Source organism: Paenibacillus naphthalenovorans (assembly GCF_900099895.1).
In the GTDB taxonomy this organism is placed as follows: Bacteria; Bacillota; Bacilli; order Paenibacillales; family NBRC-103111; genus Paenibacillus_G; species Paenibacillus_G naphthalenovorans.
Map to the genome: position 1 here is coordinate 1 of NZ_FNDY01000042.1, position 26,336 is coordinate 26,336.

23 protein-coding genes, 1 pseudogene and 1 other annotated feature are annotated in these 26,336 nt (G+C 52.1%); of the genes and pseudogenes, 18 read left to right on the forward strand and 6 right to left on the reverse strand.

Going from position 1 to position 26,336, the window contains the following annotated elements; translation table 11 throughout:
- Positions 1–147 precede the first annotated feature (147 nt).
- Positions 148–305 (forward strand) — a sequence feature (ribosomal protein L20 leader region).
- Positions 306–341: 36 nt separating this feature from the next.
- Genes infC through rplT form a run of 3 tightly spaced genes read left to right on the forward strand, consistent with a single transcriptional unit; the run spans position 342 to position 1,469 of the window.
- Positions 342–842, forward strand: a complete 501-nt coding sequence (infC, locus tag BLT35_RS23620) for a translation initiation factor IF-3 (RefSeq protein ID WP_062409844.1) — start codon at positions 342–344, stop codon at positions 840–842.
- A 26-nt stretch (positions 843–868) separates the two neighbouring features.
- Positions 869–1,069 (forward strand): 50S ribosomal protein L35, encoded by a 201-nt coding sequence (gene rpmI / locus BLT35_RS23625; protein ID WP_062409843.1) that lies wholly within the window; start codon positions 869–871, stop codon positions 1,067–1,069.
- A gap of 40 nt (positions 1,070–1,109) precedes the next feature.
- The gene (rplT, locus tag BLT35_RS23630) at positions 1,110–1,469 is read left to right on the forward strand and encodes a 50S ribosomal protein L20 (protein WP_025849278.1); all 360 of its coding nucleotides are present in this window, start codon (positions 1,110–1,112) and stop codon (positions 1,467–1,469) included.
- 127 nt (positions 1,470–1,596) lie between these two features.
- Here rplT and BLT35_RS23635 read toward each other — a convergent pair whose 3' ends face one another.
- On the reverse strand, positions 1,597–2,601 hold the full coding sequence (locus tag BLT35_RS23635; RefSeq protein ID WP_074729920.1) for a globin-coupled sensor protein: 1,005 nt from the start codon (positions 2,599–2,601) through the stop codon (positions 1,597–1,599).
- A gap of 662 nt (positions 2,602–3,263) precedes the next feature.
- On the opposite strand from BLT35_RS23635, the gene ilvB reads away from it, so the two are divergent.
- The 5 genes and pseudogenes from ilvB to BLT35_RS28100 all read left to right on the forward strand — a co-directional run.
- The gene (gene ilvB / locus BLT35_RS23640; RefSeq protein WP_062409841.1) at positions 3,264–5,003 is read left to right on the forward strand and encodes a biosynthetic-type acetolactate synthase large subunit; all 1,740 of its coding nucleotides are present in this window, start codon (positions 3,264–3,266) and stop codon (positions 5,001–5,003) included.
- Entirely contained in the window at positions 5,004–5,492 is a 489-nt protein-coding gene (gene ilvN / locus BLT35_RS23645) for an acetolactate synthase small subunit (RefSeq protein ID WP_054818194.1), read from the forward strand.
- A gap of 138 nt (positions 5,493–5,630) precedes the next feature.
- A complete protein-coding gene (gene ilvC, locus BLT35_RS23650; RefSeq protein ID WP_054818195.1) occupies positions 5,631–6,623 on the forward strand; it encodes a ketol-acid reductoisomerase in 993 nt (330 codons plus the stop codon).
- 155 nt (positions 6,624–6,778) lie between these two features.
- Positions 6,779–8,326: a 2-isopropylmalate synthase gene (locus BLT35_RS23655; RefSeq protein WP_062409840.1), complete on the forward strand. Its 1,548-nt coding sequence runs from the start codon at positions 6,779–6,781 to the stop codon at positions 8,324–8,326.
- Between the two features lie 138 nt (positions 8,327–8,464).
- Positions 8,465–8,827 (forward strand): annotated as a pseudogene (locus BLT35_RS28100) (transposase); the annotation flags it as partial.
- A 268-nt stretch (positions 8,828–9,095) separates the two neighbouring features.
- On the opposite strand, the gene BLT35_RS23665 reads toward BLT35_RS28100, so the two are convergent.
- Positions 9,096–10,298: an aminotransferase-like domain-containing protein gene (locus BLT35_RS23665; RefSeq protein WP_062409838.1), complete on the reverse strand. Its 1,203-nt coding sequence runs from the start codon at positions 10,296–10,298 to the stop codon at positions 9,096–9,098.
- Positions 10,299–10,590: 292 nt separating this feature from the next.
- Here BLT35_RS23665 and BLT35_RS23670 point away from each other — a divergent pair, with 292 nt between their 5' ends.
- From BLT35_RS23670 to gcvH, 4 genes are all read left to right on the forward strand, one after another.
- Positions 10,591–11,670 carry an acyltransferase family protein gene (locus BLT35_RS23670; RefSeq protein WP_074729921.1) on the forward strand — a complete coding sequence of 360 codons (1,080 nt, stop codon included), beginning with the start codon at positions 10,591–10,593 and terminating at the stop codon, positions 11,668–11,670.
- 167 nt (positions 11,671–11,837) lie between these two features.
- Positions 11,838–12,917, forward strand: a complete 1,080-nt coding sequence (gene leuB / locus BLT35_RS23675; protein WP_062409836.1) for a 3-isopropylmalate dehydrogenase — start codon at positions 11,838–11,840, stop codon at positions 12,915–12,917.
- A gap of 197 nt (positions 12,918–13,114) precedes the next feature.
- Positions 13,115–13,663, forward strand: coding sequence for a peroxiredoxin (locus BLT35_RS23680; RefSeq protein WP_062409835.1), 549 nt, complete (start codon positions 13,115–13,117; stop codon positions 13,661–13,663).
- An 82-nt stretch (positions 13,664–13,745) separates the two neighbouring features.
- Positions 13,746–14,129: a glycine cleavage system protein GcvH gene (gene gcvH / locus BLT35_RS23685; protein ID WP_074729922.1), complete on the forward strand. Its 384-nt coding sequence runs from the start codon at positions 13,746–13,748 to the stop codon at positions 14,127–14,129.
- A 114-nt stretch (positions 14,130–14,243) separates the two neighbouring features.
- Here gcvH and BLT35_RS23690 read toward each other — a convergent pair whose 3' ends face one another.
- Both BLT35_RS23690 and BLT35_RS23695 read right to left on the reverse strand, forming a co-directional pair.
- Complete coding sequence (locus BLT35_RS23690; RefSeq protein WP_074729923.1) at positions 14,244–16,217, reverse strand: glycoside hydrolase family 15 protein; 1,974 nt, start codon at positions 16,215–16,217, stop codon at positions 14,244–14,246.
- Positions 16,218–16,523: 306 nt separating this feature from the next.
- Positions 16,524–16,739 carry a KTSC domain-containing protein gene (locus BLT35_RS23695; protein WP_074729924.1) on the reverse strand — a complete coding sequence of 72 codons (216 nt, stop codon included), beginning with the start codon at positions 16,737–16,739 and terminating at the stop codon, positions 16,524–16,526.
- Between the two features lie 466 nt (positions 16,740–17,205).
- Here BLT35_RS23695 and BLT35_RS23700 point away from each other — a divergent pair, with 466 nt between their 5' ends.
- The 5 genes from BLT35_RS23700 to BLT35_RS23720 all read left to right on the forward strand — a co-directional run bounded on the left by BLT35_RS23700 (position 17,206) and on the right by BLT35_RS23720 (position 23,239).
- Positions 17,206–17,634, forward strand: a complete 429-nt coding sequence (locus tag BLT35_RS23700) for a hypothetical protein (RefSeq protein WP_062409832.1) — start codon at positions 17,206–17,208, stop codon at positions 17,632–17,634.
- 303 nt (positions 17,635–17,937) lie between these two features.
- A complete protein-coding gene (gene sigI, locus BLT35_RS23705) occupies positions 17,938–18,744 on the forward strand; it encodes an RNA polymerase sigma factor SigI (protein WP_062409831.1) in 807 nt (268 codons plus the stop codon).
- Positions 18,741–20,294 (forward strand): anti-sigma factor domain-containing protein, encoded by a 1,554-nt coding sequence (locus BLT35_RS23710; RefSeq protein ID WP_074729925.1) that lies wholly within the window; start codon positions 18,741–18,743, stop codon positions 20,292–20,294. The genes sigI and BLT35_RS23710 overlap by 4 nt, the downstream gene beginning before the upstream one ends.
- Positions 20,295–20,554: 260 nt before the next feature.
- Entirely contained in the window at positions 20,555–21,589 is a 1,035-nt protein-coding gene (locus BLT35_RS23715; protein WP_062409829.1) for an aldo/keto reductase, read from the forward strand.
- Positions 21,590–21,628: 39 nt separating this feature from the next.
- Entirely contained in the window at positions 21,629–23,239 is a 1,611-nt protein-coding gene (locus BLT35_RS23720) for a leucyl aminopeptidase (protein WP_083351396.1), read from the forward strand.
- Between the two features lie 18 nt (positions 23,240–23,257).
- On the opposite strand, the gene BLT35_RS23725 is transcribed toward BLT35_RS23720, so the two are convergent.
- Positions 23,258–23,836, reverse strand: a complete 579-nt coding sequence (locus tag BLT35_RS23725; RefSeq protein ID WP_074729926.1) for a hypothetical protein — start codon at positions 23,834–23,836, stop codon at positions 23,258–23,260.
- Between the two features lie 359 nt (positions 23,837–24,195).
- Between BLT35_RS23725 and BLT35_RS23730 the strand changes: the two genes are divergently transcribed.
- Positions 24,196–24,798 carry a sulfite oxidase-like oxidoreductase gene (locus BLT35_RS23730; protein WP_074729927.1) on the forward strand — a complete coding sequence of 201 codons (603 nt, stop codon included), beginning with the start codon at positions 24,196–24,198 and terminating at the stop codon, positions 24,796–24,798.
- Here BLT35_RS23730 and BLT35_RS23735 read toward each other — a convergent pair.
- Positions 24,777–26,240: a recombinase family protein gene (locus tag BLT35_RS23735; protein ID WP_074729928.1), complete on the reverse strand. Its 1,464-nt coding sequence runs from the start codon at positions 26,238–26,240 to the stop codon at positions 24,777–24,779. The genes BLT35_RS23730 and BLT35_RS23735 overlap by 22 nt on opposite strands.
- Between the last annotated feature and the right edge of the window lie 96 nt (positions 26,241–26,336).

Consider the following 26,336-nt stretch of genomic DNA (forward strand, 5'->3'; position numbering starts at 1 on the left):
GAAAGAACGAAGCAAAGCGCTTACAAGGAAGAGGTTCCTTCGGGGTTCGCGTTCCAGGCATCTTAAATGACTGCCCACGCTAGCTTGACACTGACCAAACCGATGTATCCGTTGACTTTTACAAACAGATTGTGGTATATTATTTGAGTGCAAAAGAAGAAGCGCCCGCTTCTCACCTGTCCGACGAAGGTTGGCTGGTTATGAATGATAGTGAGCTTACTTGAATATCTGATGCTTTATCGGATAGATCGATCACTTGAAACAAACTGCGTGGGCGTTTTTAACGCCCGCGTATTTTTTTTAATAACCTTTGGAGGTGGCAGGTTATCAGTACAGAGCACATGATTAATGATGAAATTCGAGCAAGAGAAGTGCGTTTGATTGGTGCGGACGGAGAGCAGCTGGGTATCAAGCCGATTCGTGAAGCGCTGCAGATTGCAATGGATCAGAATTTGGATCTGGTCAATGTGGCTCCGACGGCGAAACCGCCGGTTTGCCGGATCATGGATTACGGGAAGTACCGCTATGAGATGCAAAAGAAAGAGAAGGAAGCCCGTAAGAACCAGAAGATCGTTGAGCTGAAAGAAATTCGTCTGAGCGCGACAATTGACGAGCACGACTTTCAAACGAAGCTTCGCAATGTATCGAAATTTCTCAACGACGGCGATAAAGTAAAGTTGTCGGTTCGTTTCCGCGGCCGGGAGATCGCACATGCCGAAATCGGGCAGCGCGTTCTGGAGCGGATGGCCGCCGAGGTGGAGGATCTGTGCGTTGTGGAGCGCAGGCCGAAGCTGGAAGGCCGGAGTATGATCATGATCTTGTCGCCGAAGCAACAGCAATAATTTTACTCTTTAAGGAGGAACACCCCATGCCAAAAATGAAAACACACAGCAGCCTGAAAGGCCGTTTTAAAATTACAGGTACCGGTAAAGTAACGCGCTACAAAGCGTATAAGAACCACCTGCTGTCCGGCAAGTCCGCCCGCCAAAAGCGCGTGCTCGGCACGAACCCGGTTATGGCTCCCGGCGATGTAAGACGCCTGAAGCAGCAGCTGGCTAACATCAAGTAATTTCGTTAATATACTCAACAATTCTTGGAGGTAGATCGTCATGGCAAGAGTGAAAGGCGGATTTATCCGTACTCGTCGTCGCAAGAAAATTTTGAAGCTTGCTAAAGGGTACTTCGGTTCGAAACATAGATTATTTAAAACAGCAAAAGAGCAGGTTATGAAATCCCTGCTGTACGCATACCGTGACCGCCGTCAAAAGAAACGCGATTTCCGCAAGCTGTGGATCGTGCGTATTAACGCGGCTGCCCGTCAAAACGGTTTGTCCTACAGCAAGCTGATGCATGGTCTGAAGCTGGCCGGCGTAGAAGTTAACCGCAAAATGTTGGCGGATCTCGCCGTTAACGATATCAACGCGTTTAACTCCCTGGCTGAAACGGCAAAGCAAAAAGTCAACGCGTAATGCAAATGCATGAATATAAAAGCACCTGCTGCACAAGATACGTGAGAGCGCATCTTGGACAGCCGGTGCTTTTTTTGTCAGCCAAACGATGGATATGGAAGAAAGCTACTGCGGTCCTTGACCGGATTTAAGCGGATTGCAGCTGCTGAAGATCCGCCGTTACTTTTTCGATCATCTGAACGAACGAGGATAATTCTTCTGCGCTGGCGGCCTGCGTCTGCGCCTGGGTGGTGGTGTGTTTTGACTCCTGCTCTACTTCTTTCAGCAAGCGGGAGATGGTTCCGAGCTTTTCCTGTATTTGTTCCAGGGCCTGTTTGGATCCGCCGGCTAATTTGCGGACCTCGTTAGCGACAACCTCAAAACCGCGTCCTTGTTCCCCCGCACGGGCTGCCTCGATGGCTGCATTGAGCCCAAGCAAGTGAGTTTGATCGGATATCTCCTGAATAAGCGTTCCCATATTTTGAATTTGTTTTACTTCCGCAGTCAGTTCCTGTATCAAGTAGTGGGATTTCTCCTGCGATTCCGCCGAATGAATGGCCGATTCCGCTACCGACTGGCTGCTGCTGCTCAATTGGACCATCATCGAAACCAGCTCCTGTACTGCGGAGTTGATCCCCTGCAGTAAACGCCCTTGTTCATCCACAAGCTCCTGAACCTTTTTCTTTTCATGGTACTCATAGGCTTCCAGAACCAGCTGCGAGTCGAAATTGAACATTTTGGTAAGGGCGTGAATGACCGGGAGCCATGCGTCCGGCAGCATCCTTTGGAAGTGGTTTGTCGCCAATTCGAGATACAGCATATAGGTTCCCAGATACCATTGGGTCGTCAACCCGATCCGGGAGTGCACCTGGCCTATGTAAATTCTTTTTTCAATAAACGCCTCGTCAATCGTACCTTCCGTGAGCGAAAGAAAATACCAGTGCTGCGTTTCTTTTAACCGGTCTACCGTGCTGTGTCTTTCTATGATTTGTTTGAGTTCCGGATGCTGCATGATTCGTTCATAAAGCTCGTCAACCAAATCCCGGACGATTGCCTTAAATTCGTTGGCCTTGCTTTTTAAGAGAAATAAATCTTCGTTGGTGATGCCGATGTAATCCAGTTGTTTTTTTCGTGTCTCGGATAGTTTGTTCATGTTGCTCCCCTCTGCCTGTGTAAATGTGATTGTTATCACAATATAGGATTCGCTATCGGAGTGTAATTTCCTTCAATTGGATATCAACAATTTTTTTAGGCGCGATACCCCATGATGGGCAAGGTCGGCGCGGAGCCCGCTGCCCCTGAGACCTGTTTTTTTGAACCATGAAAGAATGCCCGCCTGCAAAACAGCTCCCCGTAAGGCATGTCAACCGGGCGGAGGGATGGCTTTAATACCGCTTGACTAAAGCAAAGGTTCGGCATATAATAAACAAAAAAGTACAACAGTGTTATCGGCTATGAAGAGGACGAAGTGATAAGGGCTCTTATGTTCAGAGAGCGGCGGAGATGCTGAAACCAATGCCATTAATCCCTTATGTACGAGCTCACCTCGGAGCTGTTTTCCTGAAAAGCGCGGCGCCTTTAAAGCATCGCGGTTATTAGGGAGAATCGGAGTGGCACACGTTACCGTGCCGAGGGTAAGCGACATGCCTGCTAGCGGCGTGCATTACCTGCTAAGGTTATTTGCCGTGAGGCATTTAACAAATCTGGGTGGTACCACGGAAGATCAACCCCTTTCGTCCCGTCAGACGCAACCATTGCGTTTGGGGCGAAAGGGGTTTTTAGTTGTTATCGGACTTTTTGAGAGGAGGGCTACACATGATCGTTCAAACCAAACAAAAGTCGAAAGAGCAGCTGCGTGAAGAGCTGCTGAAGCCGGATGTGATAACAGGATCGGAAATGCTGCTGCGCAGCTTGCTGCTGGAGGATGTAGATTGCGTCTTCGGCTATCCTGGCGGAGCGGTTTTATATATTTACGATGCCATGCACGGCAATCCGGATTTCCGCCATTTGCTGACAAGGCACGAGCAGGGCGCCATTCATGCGGCGGATGGCTATGCCCGTTCGACCGGCAAGGTCGGCGTATGTATCGCCACTTCCGGACCGGGAGCGACCAACCTTGTCACCGGTATCGCTACAGCTTATATGGATTCGGTGCCGCTGGTGGTCATCACGGGAAATGTGGCGACGACGGTGATCGGTACGGACGCGTTCCAGGAGGCGGATATTACCGGCATTACGATGCCGATCACGAAGCACAGTTACCTGGTGCGGGATGTGAAGGATCTGCCGCGGATCATTAAAGAAGCGTTCCATATTGCTTCGACCGGCCGCAAAGGACCGGTGCTGATTGATATACCGAAGGACGTATCGAACGATACCGCGCCGTTCTACTATCCGGAAAAAGTGGACATCCGCGGCTATCACCCGACGGTACAGCCCCATAAGCTTCAAGTGGACCGTATGCTGGAGGCGATTGCGGAAAGCGAGCGCCCGGTCATTATCGCAGGCGGCGGCGTCGTTTACGCGGATGCGTCCAAAGAGCTGATCGAGTTCGTGGAGAAAACCCGCATTCCCGTCGCCACGACGTTGCTTGGCCTGGGAGGCTTTCCAAGCGCGCATGAGCTGTGGCTCGGGATGCCGGGGATGCACGGAACGTATGCGGCCAACCATGCGCTGCAGAATTGCGATCTGCTGATCGGCATTGGCGCGCGTTTTGACGATCGCGTGACGATGAAGGTGAACGGCTTTGCCCCCAAAGCGAAGAAAATCGTCCACATCGACGTGGATCCGGCGGAAATCGGCAAAATCGTTGAAACGGCGATTCCGGTGGTTGGGGACGTGAAAAAGGTGCTGCAGCTGGCCAACCTCAAAGCGAAGCCGTCCCAGTCCAAAGACTGGATCGCCTGGAACCAGGAAAACAAGAAGAACTTCCCGCTGACCTACCAGGATTCGGATACGGAGCTGAAGCCGCAGTATGTCATCGAGATGATCAATGAGACGACCAAGGGAGAGGCCATTATAACAACGGATGTAGGCCAGCACCAGATGTGGACGGCGCAGTACTACAAGTTCAACCATCCGCGTTCCTGGATCACTTCCGGCGGTCTCGGCACCATGGGCTTCGGCTTCCCGTCGGCGATCGGCGCGCAGGTAGCCCATCCGGATCGGCTGGTCATATCGATCAATGGCGACGGCGGCATGCAGATGTGCTCGCAGGAGCTGGCGATTTGCGCCATCAACCAGATTCCGGTGAAGATTGTCGTCATCAACAATCAGGTGTTGGGGATGGTCCGCCAGTGGCAGGAGATTATCTACGATAACCGATACAGCCATATCGATCTTGCCGGCAGTCCGGACTTTGTGAAATTGGCCGAAGCTTACGGCGTGAAGGGACTGAGAGCTGCCAACAAAGAAGATGCCCGCCGCGTATGGCAGGAAGCGTTGGACACCCCGGGTCCGGTGCTTGTCGAATTCATCGTGCCTAAAGGGGAGAACGTCTTCCCGATGGTAACACAGGGCTCGACGATAGACCAAATGATAATGGGGGATTCGTAAATGACTCGCAAACACACCATATCCGTTCTAGTGAACAATCAGCCCGGTGTGCTGCAGCGCGTATCCGGCCTGTTCGGCCGCCGGGGCTTCAATATCGAGAGCATTACTGTCGGCGAATCCGAGGAGCAAGGCTTGTCCCGTATGGTCATCGTTACCACGGGTGATGATCATACGCTGGAGCAGGTATCCAAACAGCTCTACAAGCTGGTCGATGTCATCAAAGTGGTCGATTTGAGCTCGAATCCGATGGTAGCTCGCGAGCTCGCGCTGATCAAGGTCAATGCGGAGCCGAACGTCCGTCCCGAGATTCTCGGCGTGGTCGAGACGTTCCGTGCAGCTGTCGTTGACATCGGTCCGAACACGCTGGTCGTGCAGGTGGTAGGCGATTCGGAAAAAATCGATGCGATGACCGAGCTGCTCAAGCCTTACGGGATCAAGGAATTGTCCCGAACCGGCGTCACCGCAATGATTCGAGGCATGGTGAAATAAGCGTTTGAAGATTTTCCGGAAATCGTAGTACAATGTTCTGTGAGCGGGGGCTCAATCGGATGACATAACTGGAAGACGCTCGTGGTCCGCTTGAGCACCCGCTCACAGGGTTTATATTAAAGGAGGAGCTATTATATCATGGCAGTCACTATGTATTATGAGAAAGATGCTGATTTGAACGTATTAAAGGGTAAGACGATTGCCATCATCGGCTACGGCAGTCAAGGACACGCCCAAGCGCAAAACCTGCGTGACAGCGGTCTGAAAGTGATTATCGGCCTTCGCCAAGGTCGTTCCTTCGATCAAGCGAAAAACGACGGATTTGAAGTATATTCCGTTGCGGAAGCGACCAAGCTTGCTGACGTCGTTCAAATTTTGATGCCGGATGAAACGCAAGCGAGCGTTTACAAGAATGAAATCGAGCCGAACCTGAAGCATGGTGCAACGATCATGTTCTCTCACGGCTTTAACGTCCATTTCGGTCAAATCAATCCATCTGCGGATAAAGACGTTCTGCTTGTCGCGCCAAAATCCCCGGGTCACATGGTACGCCGTGTATTCGTGGAAGGCTTCGGCGTGCCTGGTCTGATCGCAGTTCATCAGAATGCTACGGGTCAAGCCCAAGCCATCGGTTTGGCTTATGCCAAAGGTATTGGTTGTACACGTGCAGGAGTTATTGAAACCTCTTTCCGTGAAGAAACGGAAACCGATCTGTTCGGTGAGCAGGCCGTTCTTTGCGGCGGCGCATCCGCACTGGTAAAAGCCGGCTTTGAAACGCTGGTAGAAGCAGGCTATGCTCCTGAAATGGCTTATTTCGAGTGCTTGCACGAGTTGAAGCTGATCGTCGATTTGATGTATGAAGGCGGTCTGGCAGGCATGAGACATTCCATCTCCAACACGGCAGAGTACGGCGACTATGTAACCGGACCTCGCATCATCACAGACGAAACGAAGCAGGAAATGAAGCGCGTTCTGTCCGATATCCAACAAGGCAAATTTGCTCGCGACTTTATTCTTGAGAACCAATCCGGTCGTGCGTTCCTCACGGCTACCCGCCGTATGGAATCCGAGCATCCGCTGGAGCAAGTCGGTACCCAGCTGCGTGAACTGATGCACTGGATCAAGAAGTAATCGAACTGACAATGAATGATTAGCGGCATAAGGTCAGCTTGGGAAACTGTGGGGAACGGACGGCAGGGCAAGTTCGTTCCCGGACGTTTCCCGGGCTGTACCTTTTTCTGCTTTAATAAAGTGGTTAAATTTTGATAAAGCGCAGGTGAGACGGCATGAGAAAAATTTATATTTTCGATACGACGCTGCGCGACGGCGAGCAATCGCCGGGCGTGAATTTGAACATGCAAGAAAAGGTGGAAATCGCCCTTCAGCTGGAGAAGCTGGGCGTAGACCGGATCGAAGCCGGTTTTCCGGCGGCCTCCCCAGGCGATTTGGCCAGCGTGAGCGCCGTAGCCCGGACTGTGAAGAATGCCACAATCGTGGGTCTCTCGCGCTCCCGTGTGCAGGACATTGATGCGGCGCGCGAAGCGCTCAAGGATGCGCAGGATCCGTGCTTGCATTTGTTCCTTGCCAGCTCGCCTATTCACCGGAAGTATAAGCTGAAGATGGAGAAGCATCAGGTGCTGGAAACGGCGGAAGCGGCTATCCGGTATGCCAAAAAATATTTCGATAAAATTGAGTTTTCGCCCGAGGATGCCGGACGTACCGAGCTGGATTTCTTGTGCGAAGTGACGGAGATGGCCATTCGGGCAGGAGCAACCGTCGTGAATATTCCCGACACGGTTGGCTATATGACGCCTTACGAGTTCGGCAATATCTTCAAGACGCTGAAGGAAAATGTGCCGGGCATCGAGAAAATTCAGCTCAGCGCGCACTGTCACGATGACCTTGGCATGGCGACGGCCAATGCGCTTGCGGCCATTCTGAACGGTGCCGATCAAATCGAAGGAACGATTAACGGGATCGGCGAGCGCGCGGGCAACACGGCAATCGAGGAAGTAGCGCTGGCGCTGGAGACACGTCAGGAGTTCTACCAGGCGAAGACATCGCTTACGTTGTCCGAGATCGCCCGCACGAGCCGTTTGGTGAGCAAGCTGACAGGCATGGTCGTGCCGGGCAATAAAGCGATTGTCGGGGCTAACGCGTTTGCCCATGAATCGGGCATTCACCAGGACGGCATGCTCAAGGAAAAAACGACTTACGAAATCATGTCTCCGGAGACAATCGGTCTGAAGGAAAGCAAGCTGACGCTCGGCAAGCTGTCCGGCCGCCATGCATTCCGTGAGAAGCTGGTCGATCTCGGCTATAACCTGAACGATGAACAGCTTAATGCGGCCTTCGCCAAATTTAAGGATTTGGCCGATAAGAAGAAAAACGTGACGGACGACGATATCCTGGCCTTGATCGAGGAGAAGCTGATCGAGACGCCGGAAGTGTTCTCTCTCGAAACGATTCAAGTTTCTTACGGCAACCAATCGACACCGACCGCAACGATTCGCTTGAAGACGATCGAAGGCGAAACGCTGGAAGAAGTAGCGCTGGGCAACGGTTCCGTCGACGCGATCCTCAATGCGATCGATAAAGCGACGAAGGAAGAGGTCGAGCTCGAAGATTACTCGATCCAATCGGTCACGCAAGGCAAGGATGCGCTTGGTGAGGTGCATGTCGTACTGAACCAGGGCGATTATTCCGTACAGGGCCGCGGCGTAAGCACCGATATTCTCGAAGCAAGCGCGCGGGCCTATGTGGATGCGATCAACCGGCTGATAGAGAAGCGGAAGTCCCCGGCTCGCAGCCGTGATAATGTATCGTTGATCTAGCTATGTTCATGAATAAGGGGGTGTCCCAAAGTCACCGAGGTGACGGGGATACCCCCTTTTTTAATTTTGTAAAACAATAAAGAAGCCAAACCTTGGTAAAATGGAAGTGACGGGCAACCATTCAAAGGAGGGCTTCTTTTGTACATTCAATATAACATGGATCAACTTTGTCTGCCAATGGATTTAGAGGAGGATATTCCGGCGGGGCATCTGGTCCGCATTGTCAATGATGCGGTTATTCGGTTAGACGACAACATCTTTGCAGCTGCTTACCCGGGTGGGGGGCGGGATAGCTGCCATCCGAAAATGCTTACGAGAGTCGTGTACGTTTATACCCAGCGAATATTCCTCTCGTCAAATCGCCAGAGCCGTCCGCGAAAATATCATGTTCATGTGGCTTGCGGCCAGACAGCGGCCGGATTTCCGCACCATTAACCGCTCATCCGCTCCGAGCGGATGAAAGATGTCCTTGAAACGGTTTTTACGGCCATTTTGGGTTTTTGGCTTTCCCTTGCCCATAATTTATTAAAGTGGGCGGCGATGAACCAAAAAGGTCGGGTAAGAGAGTACGTATAGCCCTCTACTCGACCTTTTTTTCTGTATGGAAACGAGAAGTTAAGAAAACAGATCCGTCCCTGCGTAGTTAAAAACTACTTATGGGACGGACCCTTTGTTGTTTTGTGCAAGCGGCCGGGACCGGCCCGCAGCGGAAGCGCAAAAGCCCGTCCGGATTCAGGCGTTTCCGGACGGGCTTTGGGCTGATCTACTATCAGTGAGCGGCGGTTTTCATGCGCTGCAGCGCTCGTTCCAGCCGGTCAAAAGCAAGGACCATCTCCTCGCTGTCCGTATGCGTAAAGTTCAGGCGCATCGAGTTCCTTTGAGGCTCGTCCGCAAAAAAGCTGATTCCTGGAACGAAGGCGACGCCTTCCTCGACGGCCAGCTTGAACAGCTCCTGCGTATCGATCCCTTGCGGCATCTCCACCCAGATGAACATGCCGCCCTTCGGCTCGTTCCAGCGGACCCCTTCCCAGTTTTTGGCCTGCAGCAATCTGACCATCTCGCGCATCCGCGATTCGTATTGCGTCCGGATCAGATCGATATGCGAGTACAAGTCAAACTGCTGGAACAGCTCGTGCAGCGCCTGCTGGTCCATGGTGCTGGAGTGCAGATCCGCAGCTTGCTTGGCGCGGGTCATATGAAGGATCACGTTCTTGTCGCCGACAACCCAGCCGGTACGCAGCGCCGGGGCGACGATTTTGGAGAAGGTGCTCGTGTATACGACCGCTCCTCCGTTCGGACCGTCGTCCAACGAATAAATGGACGGGAAGGTTTCGGTGTCGTTGAAACGCAGTTCTCCATAAGGGTCGTCCTCCAGAATAAGCACGCTATTAGATTTGCACAGGTTCAGCGTGCCCTGCCGGCGCTCCAGGCTCCATGCTTTGCCAGTCGGATTTGCGAACGTAGGAATGACATAAATCATTTTAGGACGATGCTGCTTGATTTTGCGTTCCAGATCTTCCAGATTCATTCCGTTTTCATCGCAATCTACGGAAACGAGCTTGGCTTTATAGGATTGAAAAACTTGAATGGCAGCGAGATAAGTCGGTTTTTCGACCAGAATGACGTCACCCGGGTCGATATATATGCGAGTCAGCAAATCGATTGCCTGCTGAGAGCCGGTGGTCAGCAGCATGTTTTCTATGCCTGCTTTGATTCCCTTGCGAGCCAGATGCTTCGACAGGCTTTCCCGAAGCGGCGTATAGCCTTCCGTAAGCCCGTACTGCAAAACGGATTTGCTCCCCCGCTCAAAAACGCGCGCGAAGGCGTCGCGCACCGCTTCATGGGGAAAATACTGCTCGTTGGGAAGTCCTCCGGCCAGTGAAATGATCGAACGGCCCTGCGTCAGCTTGAGAATTTCGCGAACGGCTGAGGATTCAAAGCTATTAATCGTATCTGAGAAATGATAGTTCATAAGCGCAAGGCTCCTTTTTATTAAAAAGAAGTAAAGTCATTGTATAAATTTCATTTTAATCCTTTCCAAGCCCTGTGACAACTGTGAAAATGAACTGATCGTTTGCCGGTCCATTCATTGCGTCATGCCATGGCGATTCAAAAGTCGGGTAGAGGACGCAGCCGGCGGCCCGAGAAGGCGTCGCAGCATCGTCGCGGCTGCGGTATTGTGGGCAGTTGATCATAAGTTCTTGCCGCAATATGATACAATATGTATACTTATTTGATACAGATTGTATCATGGAGGAGATTGAATGAATGCTAATGTCGTGAGCGAAATTTTTTGGTTGAGGGCCCTTTCTTGTCTTTCGATTGTCTTGATTCATTCCATTAATTTCGGTTTGAACAATTATCCGGATAGCGCGGTTGTCCCGGCTGCGGAGATGTTAAAAGCTTTTCTTTTGTTTGCGACGCCTACTTTTGTTTTTATATCCGAGTTTTTAAACGCAAAAGCCTATAGAGACGGAACGCCAAGAGGATTCTTGTTGAAAAGAGCGAAAATCCTCCTTTTCCCTTATATTATTTTAGGGATGGTATATCCCTTTTTGAGTAATGTTCAACTGACAGGAGTGAAGACATATATCATTGAATCCGCTAAAAATATCATATTCGGAGATTTCATTGCGTATTTTATTTTGATTATATTGCAATTTCATATTCTGCATGTGCTGTTTGCCAACATGTTAAGTATGGCGTCGCCGAGGATGATTTTGACCGTCGCATTCCTCATTAATTTTGTATATCTCGCAGCGTTTAACCTGACAGACTCGGTATCGGGTGTTCCATTTAGCGGGTATATATGGAATCGCGGTTACTTTATGTTATTCCCGGGATGGATTTTCTACTTTGCCCTGGGATACTATTGCGGCGCTCATTATGACATCTTAAAGTCAAACCTTCACAAATACAGAGTTATCGTTCTGCTTGCGCCGATATTAACTTTTTTGTTGTCCGTCTCCATTCTCAACTATACGGGAATTGACCTGTCGTCGAAGCGGTTTGACAATATATTATTTTCGACTTCCATGATTTTTTTACTGATGTACATTACATCAAAGCTTAAAAATGTCCCCCGCTTTATTTATTTAATAAGTAACTATTCATTCAGTATTTACTTATTACATCTGGCTTTTATTTTGGTATTGCGTCCACTGCCCATAATGGGCGCAATAGCTTATATCATTTACTTATTTGTTACAGCGATTGCGGGGTCCATCCTGCTGGCGGCGATCTTGAACAGATTTCCATTCGGTAAATATATCGTCGGCAACGTGCAGACAAGAGGCAAATCCAAAAAGAAAGAAAGGTTATCCATTCCTAATACTATCGGCTAACGAAGTTGGTGACAGGAAGAACCTTTGATTTGCATATGTTTTTCATTTTCATAAGGATTATATCTATAGCTTTTGCCTATCAAGATGATAGATTTTATATCTTTGTAAAACAGAGGGAAATATGCTACAAAAGATATAATGAACTAGATTAGGAGTGAATGCAACTCATGGCAGACGTGAAAAAAATTGCCGTAATCGCCGGAGACGGTATCGGTCCCGAGGTTGTGGCGGAAGCAATTAAGGTTATGAAGAAAACAGAGGAAGTGTTCGGCTACCGTTTTGAGTTTGAACACGGCCTGTTTGGCGGAATCGCCATTGATGAGAAAGGAACGCCGCTGCCGGAAGAAACGCTGGAGATATGCAAAAAGTCCGATGCCGTTCTGTTGGGGGCTGTCGGCGGGCCCAAATGGGACAACAATCCGAAGGAGCTGCGTCCGGAAACAGGGCTTCTGGGTATCCGCAAAGCGCTTGGATTGTTCTCCAACATTCGTCCCGCGGTCATCTTCGACTGCCTGAAGGATGCTTCCACGTTGAAGCCTGAGGTTCTGGAAGGGACAGATCTGATCGTTGTCCGCGAGCTGACCGGCGGCATCTATTTTGGCGAGAAGTTCCGCCGCGAGGGAGAGAACGGCCAGGAAGCAGTGGACACCTGCGTTTACAATGTAGCGGAAGTGGAGCGCATCGTTCGCCAGGCCTTCGACATTGCCCGGACCCGCAGAAAGAAACTTGCGTCCGTCGATAAAGCGAATGTACTCGAAACGTCCCGCCTGTGGAGAGAAACGGTCAACCGCATCGCTCCGGACTACCCGGATGTAGAGCTTGAGCATGTGCTTGTAGACAACTGCGCGATGCAGCTTCTGCGCCGGCCGTCGAGCTTCGACGTTATCGTGACGGAGAACATGTTCGGTGACATTTTGAGCGATGAAGCGGCTATGCTGACAGGCTCCATCGGTATGCTGTCCTCCGCTTCGCTGGGTGAAGGAGCCTTCGGTTTGTACGAGCCTGTACACGGTTCCGCGCCGGATATCGCAGGTCAAGGCATTGCCAACCCGGTTGCGACGATCCTCTCTGTAGCATTGATGTACAGACTGACATTCGGATATCATGATGCTGCGGAAGCGATTGAGCGGGCCGTGAAAGAAGTGCTGGACGCCGGCCACCGTACGGGAGACATCGCCGTAGACAAGAGCAAAGCGATCGGAACGAGCGCTATGGGTGAATTGATTGTAAACGCCATCCGAAAATAAAATATAAAGCAATCGGAAAACTCTTGAGAAATAGGACTTCTTAAGAGTTTTTCTGCACACAAAGAAACAAATGTCAGAAATATAACAGATTATAATATTTATAATAAGATAAGGATTCCAATTATTGACTTTCTATAGGTCAAAATGTTACCATCTATACCATGATAACCATTATCAATTAAGGAGGATTTTCAGATATGACGGAAAGATTGGTAGGCAAACCGGCACCGGATTTCACCATGGCAACGGCAACCGGAGACGGCCAAGAGTTCGGTAAAGTTTCTTTGTCTGATTACAAAGGCAAATGGCTCGTACTGTTCTTCTATCCGCTCGACTTCACATTCGTATGCCCGACTGAAATTACGGCGCTTAGCGAAGCAGCCGGTCAATTCAATGCTATTAATGCTGAAATCCTCGGCGTATCGACGGATAGCATTCACTCCCACCGTGCATGGATCAACACTCCGGTTGACCAAAACGGTCTTGGCAAGCTGAACTTCCCATTGGCTTCCGACATTACGAAGCAAGTTGCCCGTGACTACGGTGTATTGATCGAAGAAGAAGGTATTGCGCTGCGCGGCCTGTTCATCATCAATCCAGAAGGCGAACTGGTATATCAAGTGGTACATCACAACAACGTTGGCCGCAGCGTGGAGGAAACCTACCGTGTTCTTGAAGCGCTGCAATCCGGCGGTTTGTGCCCTGTAGGCTGGAAAAAAGGCGACAAGCATCTGGTTGCGAAGTAATCGTCTTTAAAAATAGATTCCTCAACCCGCCTCCCCGGCGGGTCTGAGGTTTTTTCTACTACATAAGCAAAGGGGAGCAGGAATGGAAATTTTACAAGGGCTCAAATATAGCGAGAACCATGAATGGGTGCGGTTGGAAGGCAAGCGTGCGATCATCGGATTGACGGATTTTGCCCAAGAGGAATTTGGCATGATCGTCTTCGTGGAGCTGCCCGAAGCAGGAGATGAACTGCAGGCGGGAGAGCCGTTCGGCAGTATGGAATCGGTAAAAACGGTAACGGAGCTTTACGCGCCGGTATCCGGTAAAGCGATCGAGGTAAACCGCAAGCTGGCGGACAACCCCGGATTGATCAACCTGTCGCCATACGGAGAGGGATGGATGATCGTAGTCGAGCTGACCGACCCCTCCGATCTGGAACGGTTATGGGACGCGGACAAATACGAAGCAACCTACGTTCATGAATAAGAAGCAGCCTGACGAAGGTCGGGTTGCTTTTTTTACTAAAAAAAGGTTTCAGCGGAGCTGAGCCATGAAGGCCGGATTCAAAGAACTGCCCGGTTGAATCCGGCTTGTATATCGTCAGGCCTTGGCCGGGGGCTTCAGCTTTTGGTATTTCTCGATGTATTTCACCACGGCCAGCACGTAGGTTGCGTGGGACCAGGAGAGCGGGGCGACGGATACCGGCCCGCCGTCGAACGGATCGAGCTGCTCCGGCAGAATGCCGCTTTCCATCGCATGCTGGACGACCCACTCCAGCGTGCGTCTTGGAGCCTCCAAATCCTCCACCGTCTTGGCACATTCAATTTCCCATTCAGCGATCCACAAAGTGCAGATGATCCAGGGATTGCCCGGGATGTTCTTAATGTCGGACGAGCGCTGAAAGTAATAATCGTGATGGTAGCGGGCAACGCCGCCGACATCGGTTTTGATTGTAAGCCCGGCGCGGTTGGCTTCGATCGTCTTGACCACGCGGGGATCATCGGCGGGCAGAACTCCGAACTCGAAGATGCCGTAGACGCTGCTTTCGAGCGTTTTGTCCTGGATCCAAACGCCGTTATCCAGAACCAAACCGCGCACAAAACGGCCTTCCTCCTCATTGTACAAATGCTTCAGGATACCGGACTTGATCTTCTCCGCCGTATGGCGGTAACGGCTGGCCCGTTCTTCGTCGCCGAACAAGCTGCAGAAGTTGGACGCGGCGATGAGTCCGCCATACACCGCCGATGAGGTGAAGGTGAAGATGCCGTACCGCTCCTCCCATAAGTCGTAGCTGGGCTTCGGCAGGTTCAGGTCGTGCTCGATGTAGCTCGACATGAACCGTGCGGCGGGGCGGATCAGCGTTCGGTACAACGATTGCGGGAGCTCGATATCGCCGTGTCTGACATAGTCCTGCCAGAGCGCGAACAGGACAAGCGCCGTTTCGTCCTCTTGAATGGGGAGCTGCATTTTTCCGCCGTTCAGATAAGGATGCCAGCTGGAACCGACCGTTCCGTCCGGGTTGTATTTATGATGCAGGTAGCCTTCCGGCGACAGGCTGTTCGCGCAAAAATGAAAGAAAGGCGTAATCATTCCCTGATATCCCGCCATGGTCATCGCATAGGCGATCAGAGCGCCGTCGCGCGGCCACATATAGCTGTAATGATCGCGGTTGGACTGCATGATATCGGAATCGTTCGCGGCGATAATGGCGCCGTTCACATCCGTCTGGGTACGGACGATCAGAAGGCTCTGCTTGTAAAGACGAATACAGGCCTTGCTCAGGTTGCCGTAATCGCGTTCCGATTTATTCACCCAGCGCTGCCAGTAAATTTTAACCCTGTCCAGAAGCTTGCCGGGATGGCTTTCTTTGACATAGGCGTCGAGCTTCTTGACCTCTTCGAGGTTTTTGCCCGCCGTCATCCAATAGTAAAGCCATTCATCCGAATTCGGGGGCACATGAAGCCGGAAGCTGATGGTGCTGTCGACAGACCCCTGGGCGATGGCGTTGCCCATCAGATGGCCGTCCTCCGCATCGCGCCAGGTGCCTTCGGCGTTGTAGAAACGCTTGACCCCGGTTGTATATTGAAACAGACCCTCGCTGCCGGTCTGCCCGTTGAACATAAAGTAGCGGTCTTTTTTATAATGAAATACCGTGTTGTTCTGCGGGTAGTAGGCCGCCGTATCTCCGACTTCGGTCTCGTTAATGACCAGATCCTGATTGAAGAACATCCTCACTTCGCGTACTTTGTCCCAATGATTGTGAACTTGCACCCGCTTCAAATATATATTTTCACGCTGGTGGACGCCGTCGTTAATGAGCAGGGTAATTCCAAGATGATAGTGGGAGGCCTTGACCTCGGTGACCAACGAATCCTCTGCATAGGAAAGCTCAATATTCCAGTCCGGATCGGAGAGCCAGCTGAACGCGCCGTCAACCCACAGGCCGATTCTGCACTGATAGCCGCCGACATGGTTTAATTGGCCTACATAAGGATAATACAAATCGCGGATATACGTTTGACGATCCAAATTGATCAAAAATTTGCCGTTCCCGATGACTAAATGCCTTGGCAATCCACCCACATCCTTCTCTATCCAGAATGCAATCTAGTTTTCAGAGTACCTTTTTATGACAATCCGGTCAATCCATGAAAATGGAATGAAAACGGAGACCGGCGCACTTTCGGCGAAAGCTCAAGGGTGAAATCGCGCTTCGATCCTATGAAACTATTATTTCCGGTTTTCCAGGGCGTATACGGAAATAATAAAATCTCCAACCCGAAGCTGCGGTCCGGGTGCATCTTCTTCGATGTCCGCCGCCAGCCAAGTGGAGATTGGGGTGAAGCTTTATTCGTTATTCGTTATCCTGTGCTTATGCGTTTATTGGATGCGAGGGGGCAAAAAACTTTGCTCATAGGTCAGCTTCATGATCATATCGTACCGGTTGGGGGATTGCAGCAGCAACTGGTATTGCTCCGGTTTTATGCCGCTGCAGGTGAGCGTTTGGCCCGTATGATACTGAATATGCATTTGCGAGGATTGATCGTCATAGCTCACAAATGCGATCTGCTTCGAACCGATCGGAAGCAGCTTCATAAACTCATCTCTCCTTTTAGAGGCTGATCATGAACAATCCGTCTGCGTGAGGAAGTACCTGCGGCGGAGTTTTTTGTTTTGGATGGATACCTTACCTTATGCCGAAGGCGGAACATTTAGAATCGTTTAGCTGAGGAGTCGCAAGTTTGAAAAGTATGCTCCAGCCGTATATGCAAAAAGACCTCGTCCGCATATGATATAACATAAAAGGACGACCTTATTTCATACAGTTGAAATAACGCTGTATTTCATTTCAAGTTTGTCCAAATCCTAGGCGCAAGGCGCTTTTTGAACGGGGTCAGGAAAGATTTAACTGGCCTTCAAAAGATGAAAAAAGAGGATTTTTGTATCCTTAGGTCGAATATAAGTCTAGGATATCGGCATGTGTTTTTTTGGCTCGGATTGAATATAAGTTGAATGAATATAGGTTGAGAGGATTTTAAACCGGGATTTGGAGGCGAAAAGGATGAGCTTTTGCTGCGGTGCCAGCATGTTGGGAACGAAAGGGACGTTAAAACATATCAGAACGTATATACACAATGTACCTCTGTTATTCTGCCCAGTGTGCCACCGAGTGGAAGTGCACCATCTGGTCGAGAACGAGTATGAAATCCTGGCCGAATATGCACACGGAGACGGTGCTCCTGAAGTAGATTTTGGAGATTATGTTGACGGCCACGATTCGTCGAAGCTGTTTGAGAATTGCGTAAACCATGAGGACGAGGAGCCGCTTGAGGTTGTCCGCAGCCAGATCGATATGGCGCTGGACCTCCTCATGGTGGCCAAAGAAATCGGGGACGCCGAATGGGAGCGGCAGCTGAAGAAGCGGCTGAACGTACTTAGCCAGCGGCGGCATAAGTTAAAGAGCAAAAAAACCATGCGAGGCCTGTCCTAGGCCGTCTAAACCATAACGTCCCTTCATTAGCCCGCTTCTTCCCGGCTGGTGCATAAGACCGCTTGTCGGCCTGTGCATACAGCCGGGAGCCGCGCTTTCGGCCGCATAGCATGCAGCCCAGGCCAGCGGGACCGATCCGCAGGAATTGCGGCTCGGGAGGGGATGTTTTTTTGTTGTCGGACGATATGGAAACGATAACCTGGGCATCCAAAATATTGTGAAAATTTAGAGAGGGAAGACCCTTAGCTTACCCCCGTAATCGTTAGGGAACCAGCGAAAAATTTGTAGTGTGAGGTGGAACGATTGCTGCTCGTTTTATTTAAGAAGTTTTTAGGAAAACGCCAGTCTCCCCACCCGGATAACGCGGATTCGCAATCGCCGGAACAAATCGTAATTCGCATTCAAGAGGGTGATTTGCGCCTTCGCAATCAATTTATTACGGATTATCAGCCGTACGTAGCCAAGGTGACGAGCAGATTTTGTAAAAGATATATAGATCCTACCCGGGACGATGAGTTCAGCATCGCGCTCGGAGCTTTTAATGAGGCGATCAATCAATTTTCTCCTCAGGCAGGACGTTCGTTTCTTGGTTTTGCCGAACAGGTGATCCGCCGTCGGCTTATTGATTATATTCGAAAGGAGCAGCGGTTCTCGCAGCAGATCCCTTACAGTACGTTCGAGGTGGAGGACGAGGAGGATAACATTGTTAATCCCATCGAGATCCATCAGGCGATCGAACAGTATGAGAAGCAAAAAGGCAACCAGGAGCGACGTAGTGAAATTATGGAGCTGAACCGTTCACTGACCGATTTCGGGATTGGTTTTGCCGATCTGGTCGACGCTTCGCCCAAGCACGACGATTCGCGCCAGGCGCTCTTCGCAATTGCGAAAAAGCTGTCCGAGGATGCCGGGCTGATGCAGACGATGATGTCAAAGAGAATGCTGCCCATCAAGGAATTGCTGGATCAAGTGGAGGTGTCGCGCAAGACGCTGGAACGAAACCGTAAGTTTATTATCGCTGTCGCTCTGATATATAAAGGACCCTATCCGTATCTTAGAGATTACCTTCATATCAGAAGCGATTCGGAAGAAGGGGGGGACGTGAATTGAACAAAGGGATCGTGATGGAAATCACGGAGAAAAGCGTCATTGTCATGCGGCCCGATGGCCGGTTTCAGCGGTTGGCCCGCAAAAAAAGAAACTGCGAGATCGGGGAAGAAATCACTTATGCCGACGAAGGCATCAACTGGAGGAATTTGTCTGTCGCCGGGCGTTCGGCCATCGTGGCGGCGGTGGTGTTCTGTCTGGTGCTGTTCGCGAGCTTTCACGGCAAGCTCGGAAGCGAGGAGGTTGTGGCATATATCTCTATCGACATTAACCCGAGCGTGGAGATGGGCATCGACATCCGGGAGCGGGTTGTTGAGCTTCACGGTCTGAATGAAGACGGCGAGGCGCTGATTCAACAGGTCGATTATAAGAAAAAGCCTCTGGAAACCGTGACGGCGGGCATTTTGAACAGGGCTGAATCCATGGCGTTCTCCAAAGGAGAGGCCGATATCGTCATTGCCAGCACGGTCATTCAGCCGGACAGCAAGATCAGTGACATACTGATTGCGGAAAAGCTGCGCCTGCAGGTGAAGGAATACATACAAACATCGCACCCGACGCAAGTAGATTCATATCAGATAGCCTCCTTCGCCGCTCCCCAGGAAGTTCGTGAGGTCGCCAGCCAGAACGGTGTGTCTATGGGGAAATATACCGTATATCTGAATGCCAAAAGCAGCGGCGCTGCCATTACGCTCGATGAGCTGAAGACGCGTTCGGTATTGAGCATCTTCAAGGAAAGCCCGGAAATGGCTCAGATGATGGCGCCCGACCGTCTTCCGACGAAGGCGGCCATCAAGCAGCTGATGGAGGAAGAAAAGTCCGGCGAGCTGGATAAGAGGCTTCAGGAGCGGCTGATCAATAGGGAAAAGGCCGATACGAATAAGGGAAGTACGATAAGCCTCCCGGACAATACTGCCCCTGCTAACGAACAGAAGAGCTCGACTGTTCCGTCCGGCAGCGGGAAAAATGACAATAATAAGGATGACAAGGATTCAGGAAACTCCAGAACCGTCAATGCCAGGCCGGGCTCACCCCATTCGTCCGTCGTCACGATTCCGGGTGTAGTACGTCAGGCCGATAAAAAGGACGACCGGGATGACAGGGACGACCGGAGGAGAGGCAACAATCGCGACGACGATGACGACCGGAACTCACGCAGCATCTGGGATAACAGGAATAGCGCAGAGAAACGCCTCCGCGAGGAAGCGGCAAAGCGCCTGGAAGAGCAGAAGAAACGGGAGGAAGAAGCGCGCAAGAAGCTGGAAGAGCTTCGCGAGAAGGCTGAAGAGCTGAAGAAAAAACAGGCCGAAGAGTATCGCAAACGGTTGGAAGAAGAAAGGAAAAAGGCTGAGGAACAGCGGGGTAAGGACGAGGAGAAGCGTAAAGAGCAGGGGAACAGAGACGAAAACCAGCGTAAGAAGAAGGATGACGATGACTCCGACTCGAAAAAAGAGCCGGCTTCCGGAGGCCAATCGCTGCAGAACGCCGACAGGGAGCCGGAGAAGGTTTGGAACGGGTCGTTCACTTTTCCGATCTTTAATCCGCATTCATAGAAAAATCATTTGCCGCCGGACCCAAGTCCCCGCAGCAGCCGACGCCATCAGCGTCGGCTGTTTTTTTGAAAGATATGTTCCGTCAGCGGGGATCAGGCGCCGAAATCGCTGGAAAATTTGGCGGACAGCATTGAGATTAAGGATCGGGGGTCGCCACAGTTCTGCTGTTTTTTTGCCGGAGATCGTAATATAATGGCATAAAGGTTAGATTCAGCTTATCGGGCAAGCGCAAGGTTGACGAATGGGGAGGGAAATCTGCGATGCGGTATACCATGTTCGGCCATACAGGGCACCGCGTATCCTCGCTGGGGTTTGGGGCGATGAATCTGCCAGGAGTCCCTTTTGAGCAGGCCAAGGCAGCCCTGAATTACGCGCTGGATGAAGGCATTAATTATATCGATACGGCGGCGGGCTACCGAAACAGTGAGGAGATTATCGGGGAAAGCATTTCACACCGCCGCTCGGAATTTTTTCTGGCGACGAAAACAAAGAATCGGGATTATGCCAGTGCGATGGAAGATATGGAACGCAGCCTGAAGCGAATGAAGACGGATGTCATCGATCTGGTGCAGATTCATTACGTCAATACGGTTCAGGAGTTTAAAGCGGCGATGAATGAAGGCGGCGCTTATGAGGCCGCGCTGGAAATGAAACGGAAGGGGTACATACGGTTTATCGGCATTACCGGACACCGGCCTGAGCTGCTCGCGAAGTGGATAGCGAAAAGACAGTTCGATCAAGTGTTGTTTCATTTGAATCTGGCGCAGCCTTTTTCTCTGGATGAGCTGATCCCCGAGGCGACACGGCTAAATATGGGCAAAACCGCGATGAAGCCGCTGTCGGGAGGATTTATTCAGCCTGTATCCAAGGCGATGCGTTATCCCTATAGCCAGGACGTGCACGTCGTGCTGTCGGGTATGGTGAGCGTTGAGGAAGTCAAGGAGAACCTGGCCGCCATCCGCGAGGAAGTGGGCGACGACGAACGACGGGAGCTGGAAGCCTTGGCGGCGGAGCTGGGGAATCATAACTGCCGGCGCTGCAACTACTGTACCTGTCCTCTTGAGATTAAAATTCCCGATGTGATGATCTCCAGCCAGATCCGCAAGACATTGGGATTATTGCCGAAGGGCGACGAATTTTACCAAATCAATAAGGATAAGATATTATCCTGTGCGGATTATGAGCCCTGTAAGGACAAGCCGCTGTGCGAGCAGCAGTGCCCATACCACCTGCCGATGCGGCAGATGGTCATGGAGGCGGCGAATGCTTACGATAAACAACTAACGACACGATGAACCCGGGCCGGCGAGACACGTGCCCGCAGGGACGGAGGGATGAATGAAGTGGAACCGCTTGACCGGTTGGTGACGCAAGAACTCAGCATGAAGATTCGTCCGGTTTGGGATGAGCCGCGGGAAGACAACGAAGCGGAGGAGGACGCTTCGCAGGCGCTCGCGGTGTTTATCACGCGGGAGAAGCTGGAGTCGGGCGCATGGACGGCGGCTGCCGGTACGGAGGTGCCGGCAGCCATCGTCGGCGCGGTCCGCGAGCTTGCGGCGCGCGGGCGGTTCTCGGGCCGCCTCGGGGAGACTGAGGCGCTGCCCACGCTCGGCCTGATGCCGGGCTATCAGGCCCTGCTCTTGTGCGGGCTGGGCGAGGCCGCCCGCGCTGAAGGCACAGACGCCTGGCGCGATGCCGGCGTCTACGCGGCGCGTGCGGCGCTCGGCCAAGGGCTCGAGCGCCTGGCGGCGCCGCTGCCGCGCGCCGGGCGCGCGGCTGTCCGCGAGCTCGTGTACGCGCTCGCGGAAGGGCTCTGGCTCGGCTGCTACCGCATGCCGAGCTTCGCCGCTTCGCGCGGGACCCGGCCGCCCGCGCTGAAAGAAGTCGCCCTGCTGTGCGGCAGGGCGACAGCGGACGAGCGCGCCGGGCTGCAGCGCTCGCTGGAAGCGGCGTACGCCATGGCCCTGGCGACGCATTACGCGCGCGACCTCACGAACCTGCCCGGCAACTATCTGGTGCCGGAGACGCTCGCCCGCGAGGCGCAAACCCTGGCCGCCCGTTACGGGCTGGAATGCACGGTGCTCGACGAGCACGGCATTCGCGAGCAGGGCATGGGCGGCCTGGCCGCTGTCGGCGGGGGAAGCGCTAACCCGCCGCGCATGATCGCCATCCGTTACCGCGGGACGGAGGAGGAGAACGCCGATGTGATCGGCCTCGTCGGTAAAGGGATTACGTTCGATACGGGCGGGATCTCCCTGAAAAAACCGGAGGGTATGGAAGAGATGATCAGCGATATGGGCGGCGCTGCGGTGCTGCTCGGTCTCATTCATGTTTTGGGGCGGCTGCGGCCGCAAGTTCACGCGGTGATCGTCATCCCTGCCGCAGAGAACATGCCGTCCGGCTCCGCCTTCAAGCCGGGGGATGTCATCAGCGTCATGAACGGGCAGACAGTTGAAATCCTGAATACGGACGCGGAAGGGCGCGTCGTGCTTGCGGACGGCGTGCTGTACGCCAAAGCGCTGGGCGCTACCCGGCTCATTGACGTGGCTACCCTGACCGGCGCGGTGCTCGTAAGCTTTGCCGACGTAGCGACCGGCGCAGTAAGCAACGACGAGCCGTTCCTGCAGGAGCTGCTGTCGTATGCGCGGCAGGCGGGGGAGAAGGTTTGGCCGTTTCCCAATTATCCCGAATACCACGACATGCTGAAAAGCCGGGTGGCCGATATTAAGAACGCCGCGTCGCGGGACCGCTGGGCGGGCAGCATAACCGCCGGGCTGTTCATCGGCTTTTTTGCGGGAGACGCTCCCTGGGTGCATCTGGATACCGGCGGCACGGCATGGCTGTGGAATGAACGGGGGACGGAGCCGCAAGGCGGTACGGGAGCAATGGTGCGGACATTGGGGCATTACTTGTGCGGATCGCCGGCGGCTGAAGGGGATATTTGACTTGCAGGAATGTTTGAATCACACCTGCAGCTGTTTCCCGGTGCCGGAGGGCAACCCGGTTTGGGGCGCAACGGGCATGATCACAGCTTCCAAATCGCTCATGCGAATCAGCAGCCGCGTTACCTCGCCTGCCGTATAGGGCAGGCTGCCGGCGCGCTGTGCGAGCTGGCCGAGATCGATGCCGACCCAGCCCTGCTTACGCGGATGAACGGACAAATCAAAGGGAAGCACGGTTAAAGAGGCTTCTTTGTGCCCCTGGCCGGGAGTTTCGTCAAGCTCCGGATTCCCGCTGATTTGACTCCATTGAAAATACAGCTTGCCGGTCGCCCGTTTCCAACGGATATACCCCGGGGAAAACGATATGGCGAGCATGGGATCGCCGCCGATCGTGAGCTTGGCGAATCGTACGTTTTTATTCTTGGCTGCATCCGCATACCGATGCTTGGCCATATCGGGCAGCAGCGGCACAATCACAACCGGAAGCGCGCTTGCTGCGTACAAATAGACGGCAGATTCAAAATAAACGGCAAGGCCCAGTAAAGTGATGAGCACAATAATGGAGAGACTGAGCCATAACGCTTTGGACTTCCATTTCAAAGTGAATTCCCCCAGATGTTAAGCTTGTGTGTTGCAGCGGTGAACGTATTTATCTTATCATAATGACGTATAGTCGTTGTACCGGTTGGATGGTTGGAAAATAGTAAACATATTGTAATGATACGGTGCGGCGCTTCCTCCGGGGCCTCAAGCGATGAATACCGGTTAAGACGGCCGGGAAGTTAATGATTCTCTGCGATCCGGGACAAATTAAACAGGTAATCATTGCTTTTATGATCGGGCATCACGGAGTCGCAATGGTTATGGAAAGCGGCATCCATGCAGGAAAGGCATTGGAAGTGACTTTACCCGCTGCGTCATAAGATAAGGCGTCAATTAACGAAGAGGAGTGAGAATTAATGAACTTCGAACAACGATCGGAAAGCAAAGCTTCGTTGGCGGACCGCATCCCTCCCGGGCAGACGCTGACCACCGGTTTTCCGGTGCTGCATTACGGCGACGTGCCTTATTACAGGGATATGAGTAAATGGAATTTGCGCATTTTCGGTTTGGTGGAGGAAGAGATCACCCTCAGCTATAATGAGTTTATGAGCTTGCCGCGGCAGGAATATAAGAACGATATCCATTGCGTGACCACCTGGTCGAAGCTGGATAACGTCTGGGAAGGCGTTGCCGTATCCACCGTTATGGAGCGCGTAAAGCTGAAGCCGGAGGCGCGCTATGTGATGCTGCACGCGGAACAGGGCTGGACGACGAACCTGCCGATCGAGGACTTTACCCGAGAAACCAGCTTCTTTGGCATCAAGCACGGCGGCGAACTGTTGACTCCTGAGCACGGCTATCCGGTTCGCATGGTCGTCCCGCACCTGTACTTCTGGAAAAGTGCCAAATGGCTCCGCGGCATCGAGTTTATGGAGAAGGATAAGCCGGGATTCTGGGAGCGCAACGGGTACCACATGTATGGCGATCCGTGGCAATCTCAAAGATACGATTTTGATTGACGGGGAACAAGCTCTATAATGACCGGCATACTGTAGCGACCAGGTGCCGGTTTTCCTTCTGGCTTCTCGGCATCAACGGTAACCCTCTCGAACAACTCTCTAATAAATGCCTTCTTCTCGGCTTCATCCGCGCTCTGCATTGCCTCTTTGGCGTCGACAAGGATGTCCGCAATCATTTCCTTTGACCAAACGTTTGAAGTCCCCTGTGGTAGTGTAGCTAGTTCCTGCGAAATCTCCTTTTTCCGTTCAGCGTCTTCCCTGGTACGCTCCCGTAAATCTTCTAGGGATATAACGTCGTCCGCATAAGCCATTTGCCATTTTTTCTTACGCTTTCGAATTTGCTCTATCTCTGCTTCGAGAGCTTCCCGTCTGCTCTTTACTTCGTCGGACCGGTCTGGAACGTCGATTAGGTTACGCACTTGGTCGGAATCGTAATCCAGCGACGCGAGAAAAGCCTGCTCTAACCTCCCCGAATGAATAGCTGGCATATCGCATGTACCGGCGTTCGCCCGGCCTGTGCATCGGTAGAATCTCGCACCGCGGCTAAACCCAACCATCGCCTTACCGCATCTTCCGCATCTGAGGACGCCAGAAAAAGCATATTCACTTGTTGCAGCTTTCCCGCCTCTTTTTCGTGACACAATTTCACCGTACACTTTTTCGAACAATTCAACTGGAATGATTGGCGCGTGATCGCTGTCCACAATTATTTCTTTCCCCGTAGGTTTGCCAGAAGCTTTACGGTAGTTCCAGCGAAGTTTACCACAATAGACTGGGTTCATTAAGGCATATCGGACGCTTGAATACGTCCATTCCCGCCCATTACCTCGATTCAACTTGACAGCGATTTCTCTAAAGCCACATGGTCCGTTCTCGTCACCGTAGGCGTACCAGTTAAATATTTTCCGTACGACTTCCGCTTGTTCCTCGTTCACGATCAACTGGCCGTTTTTTAGGTCATACCCATAGGGAGGTTTAGCGCCGTTACGCAGCCCTTTGTTATGTCGCTCCATCATGACGAAATGGACACGCTCTGATATTTGTTCCCTCTCGAACTGTCCTAAAAGCACGTTTAGCCCGACGTTGAAGCGTTCAAACGCTGTCCCTTCGCTCAAATTTTCGCCTATTGCGCTGCGGAGGGTAACACCGTAGGGCTTGAGCTTATCATTAAGAGCGTGCCAATCGCGCCCGGCCCGCGTCCAGCGGTCGAGCTTCCAGAAAGCAATAAAGTCCGGTTTAAGAGTTGCAATGTCGTTCATCAACCGTTGTAGATCGGGGCGGCGAATGTCTTTAGCTGAATACCCGTCGTCTATGTAGACCCCTGCGACCGTCGCGCCCCACTCTGCAAATTTGCGGTCTAGCAGGGCCTTTTGCGCTGTGATCGAATAGCCTTCAACAGCCTGTTCCTCATCGGAAACCCGAATGTATTGGAATCCACGCATAAATGCACCTCTTTGATTTCAGTGTGTATTCAAAGGTAAAACATTCCCTAATGGCCTGGACAGAGCGCCCAGCAATAAGAAGTAAAGAAGTAAAGA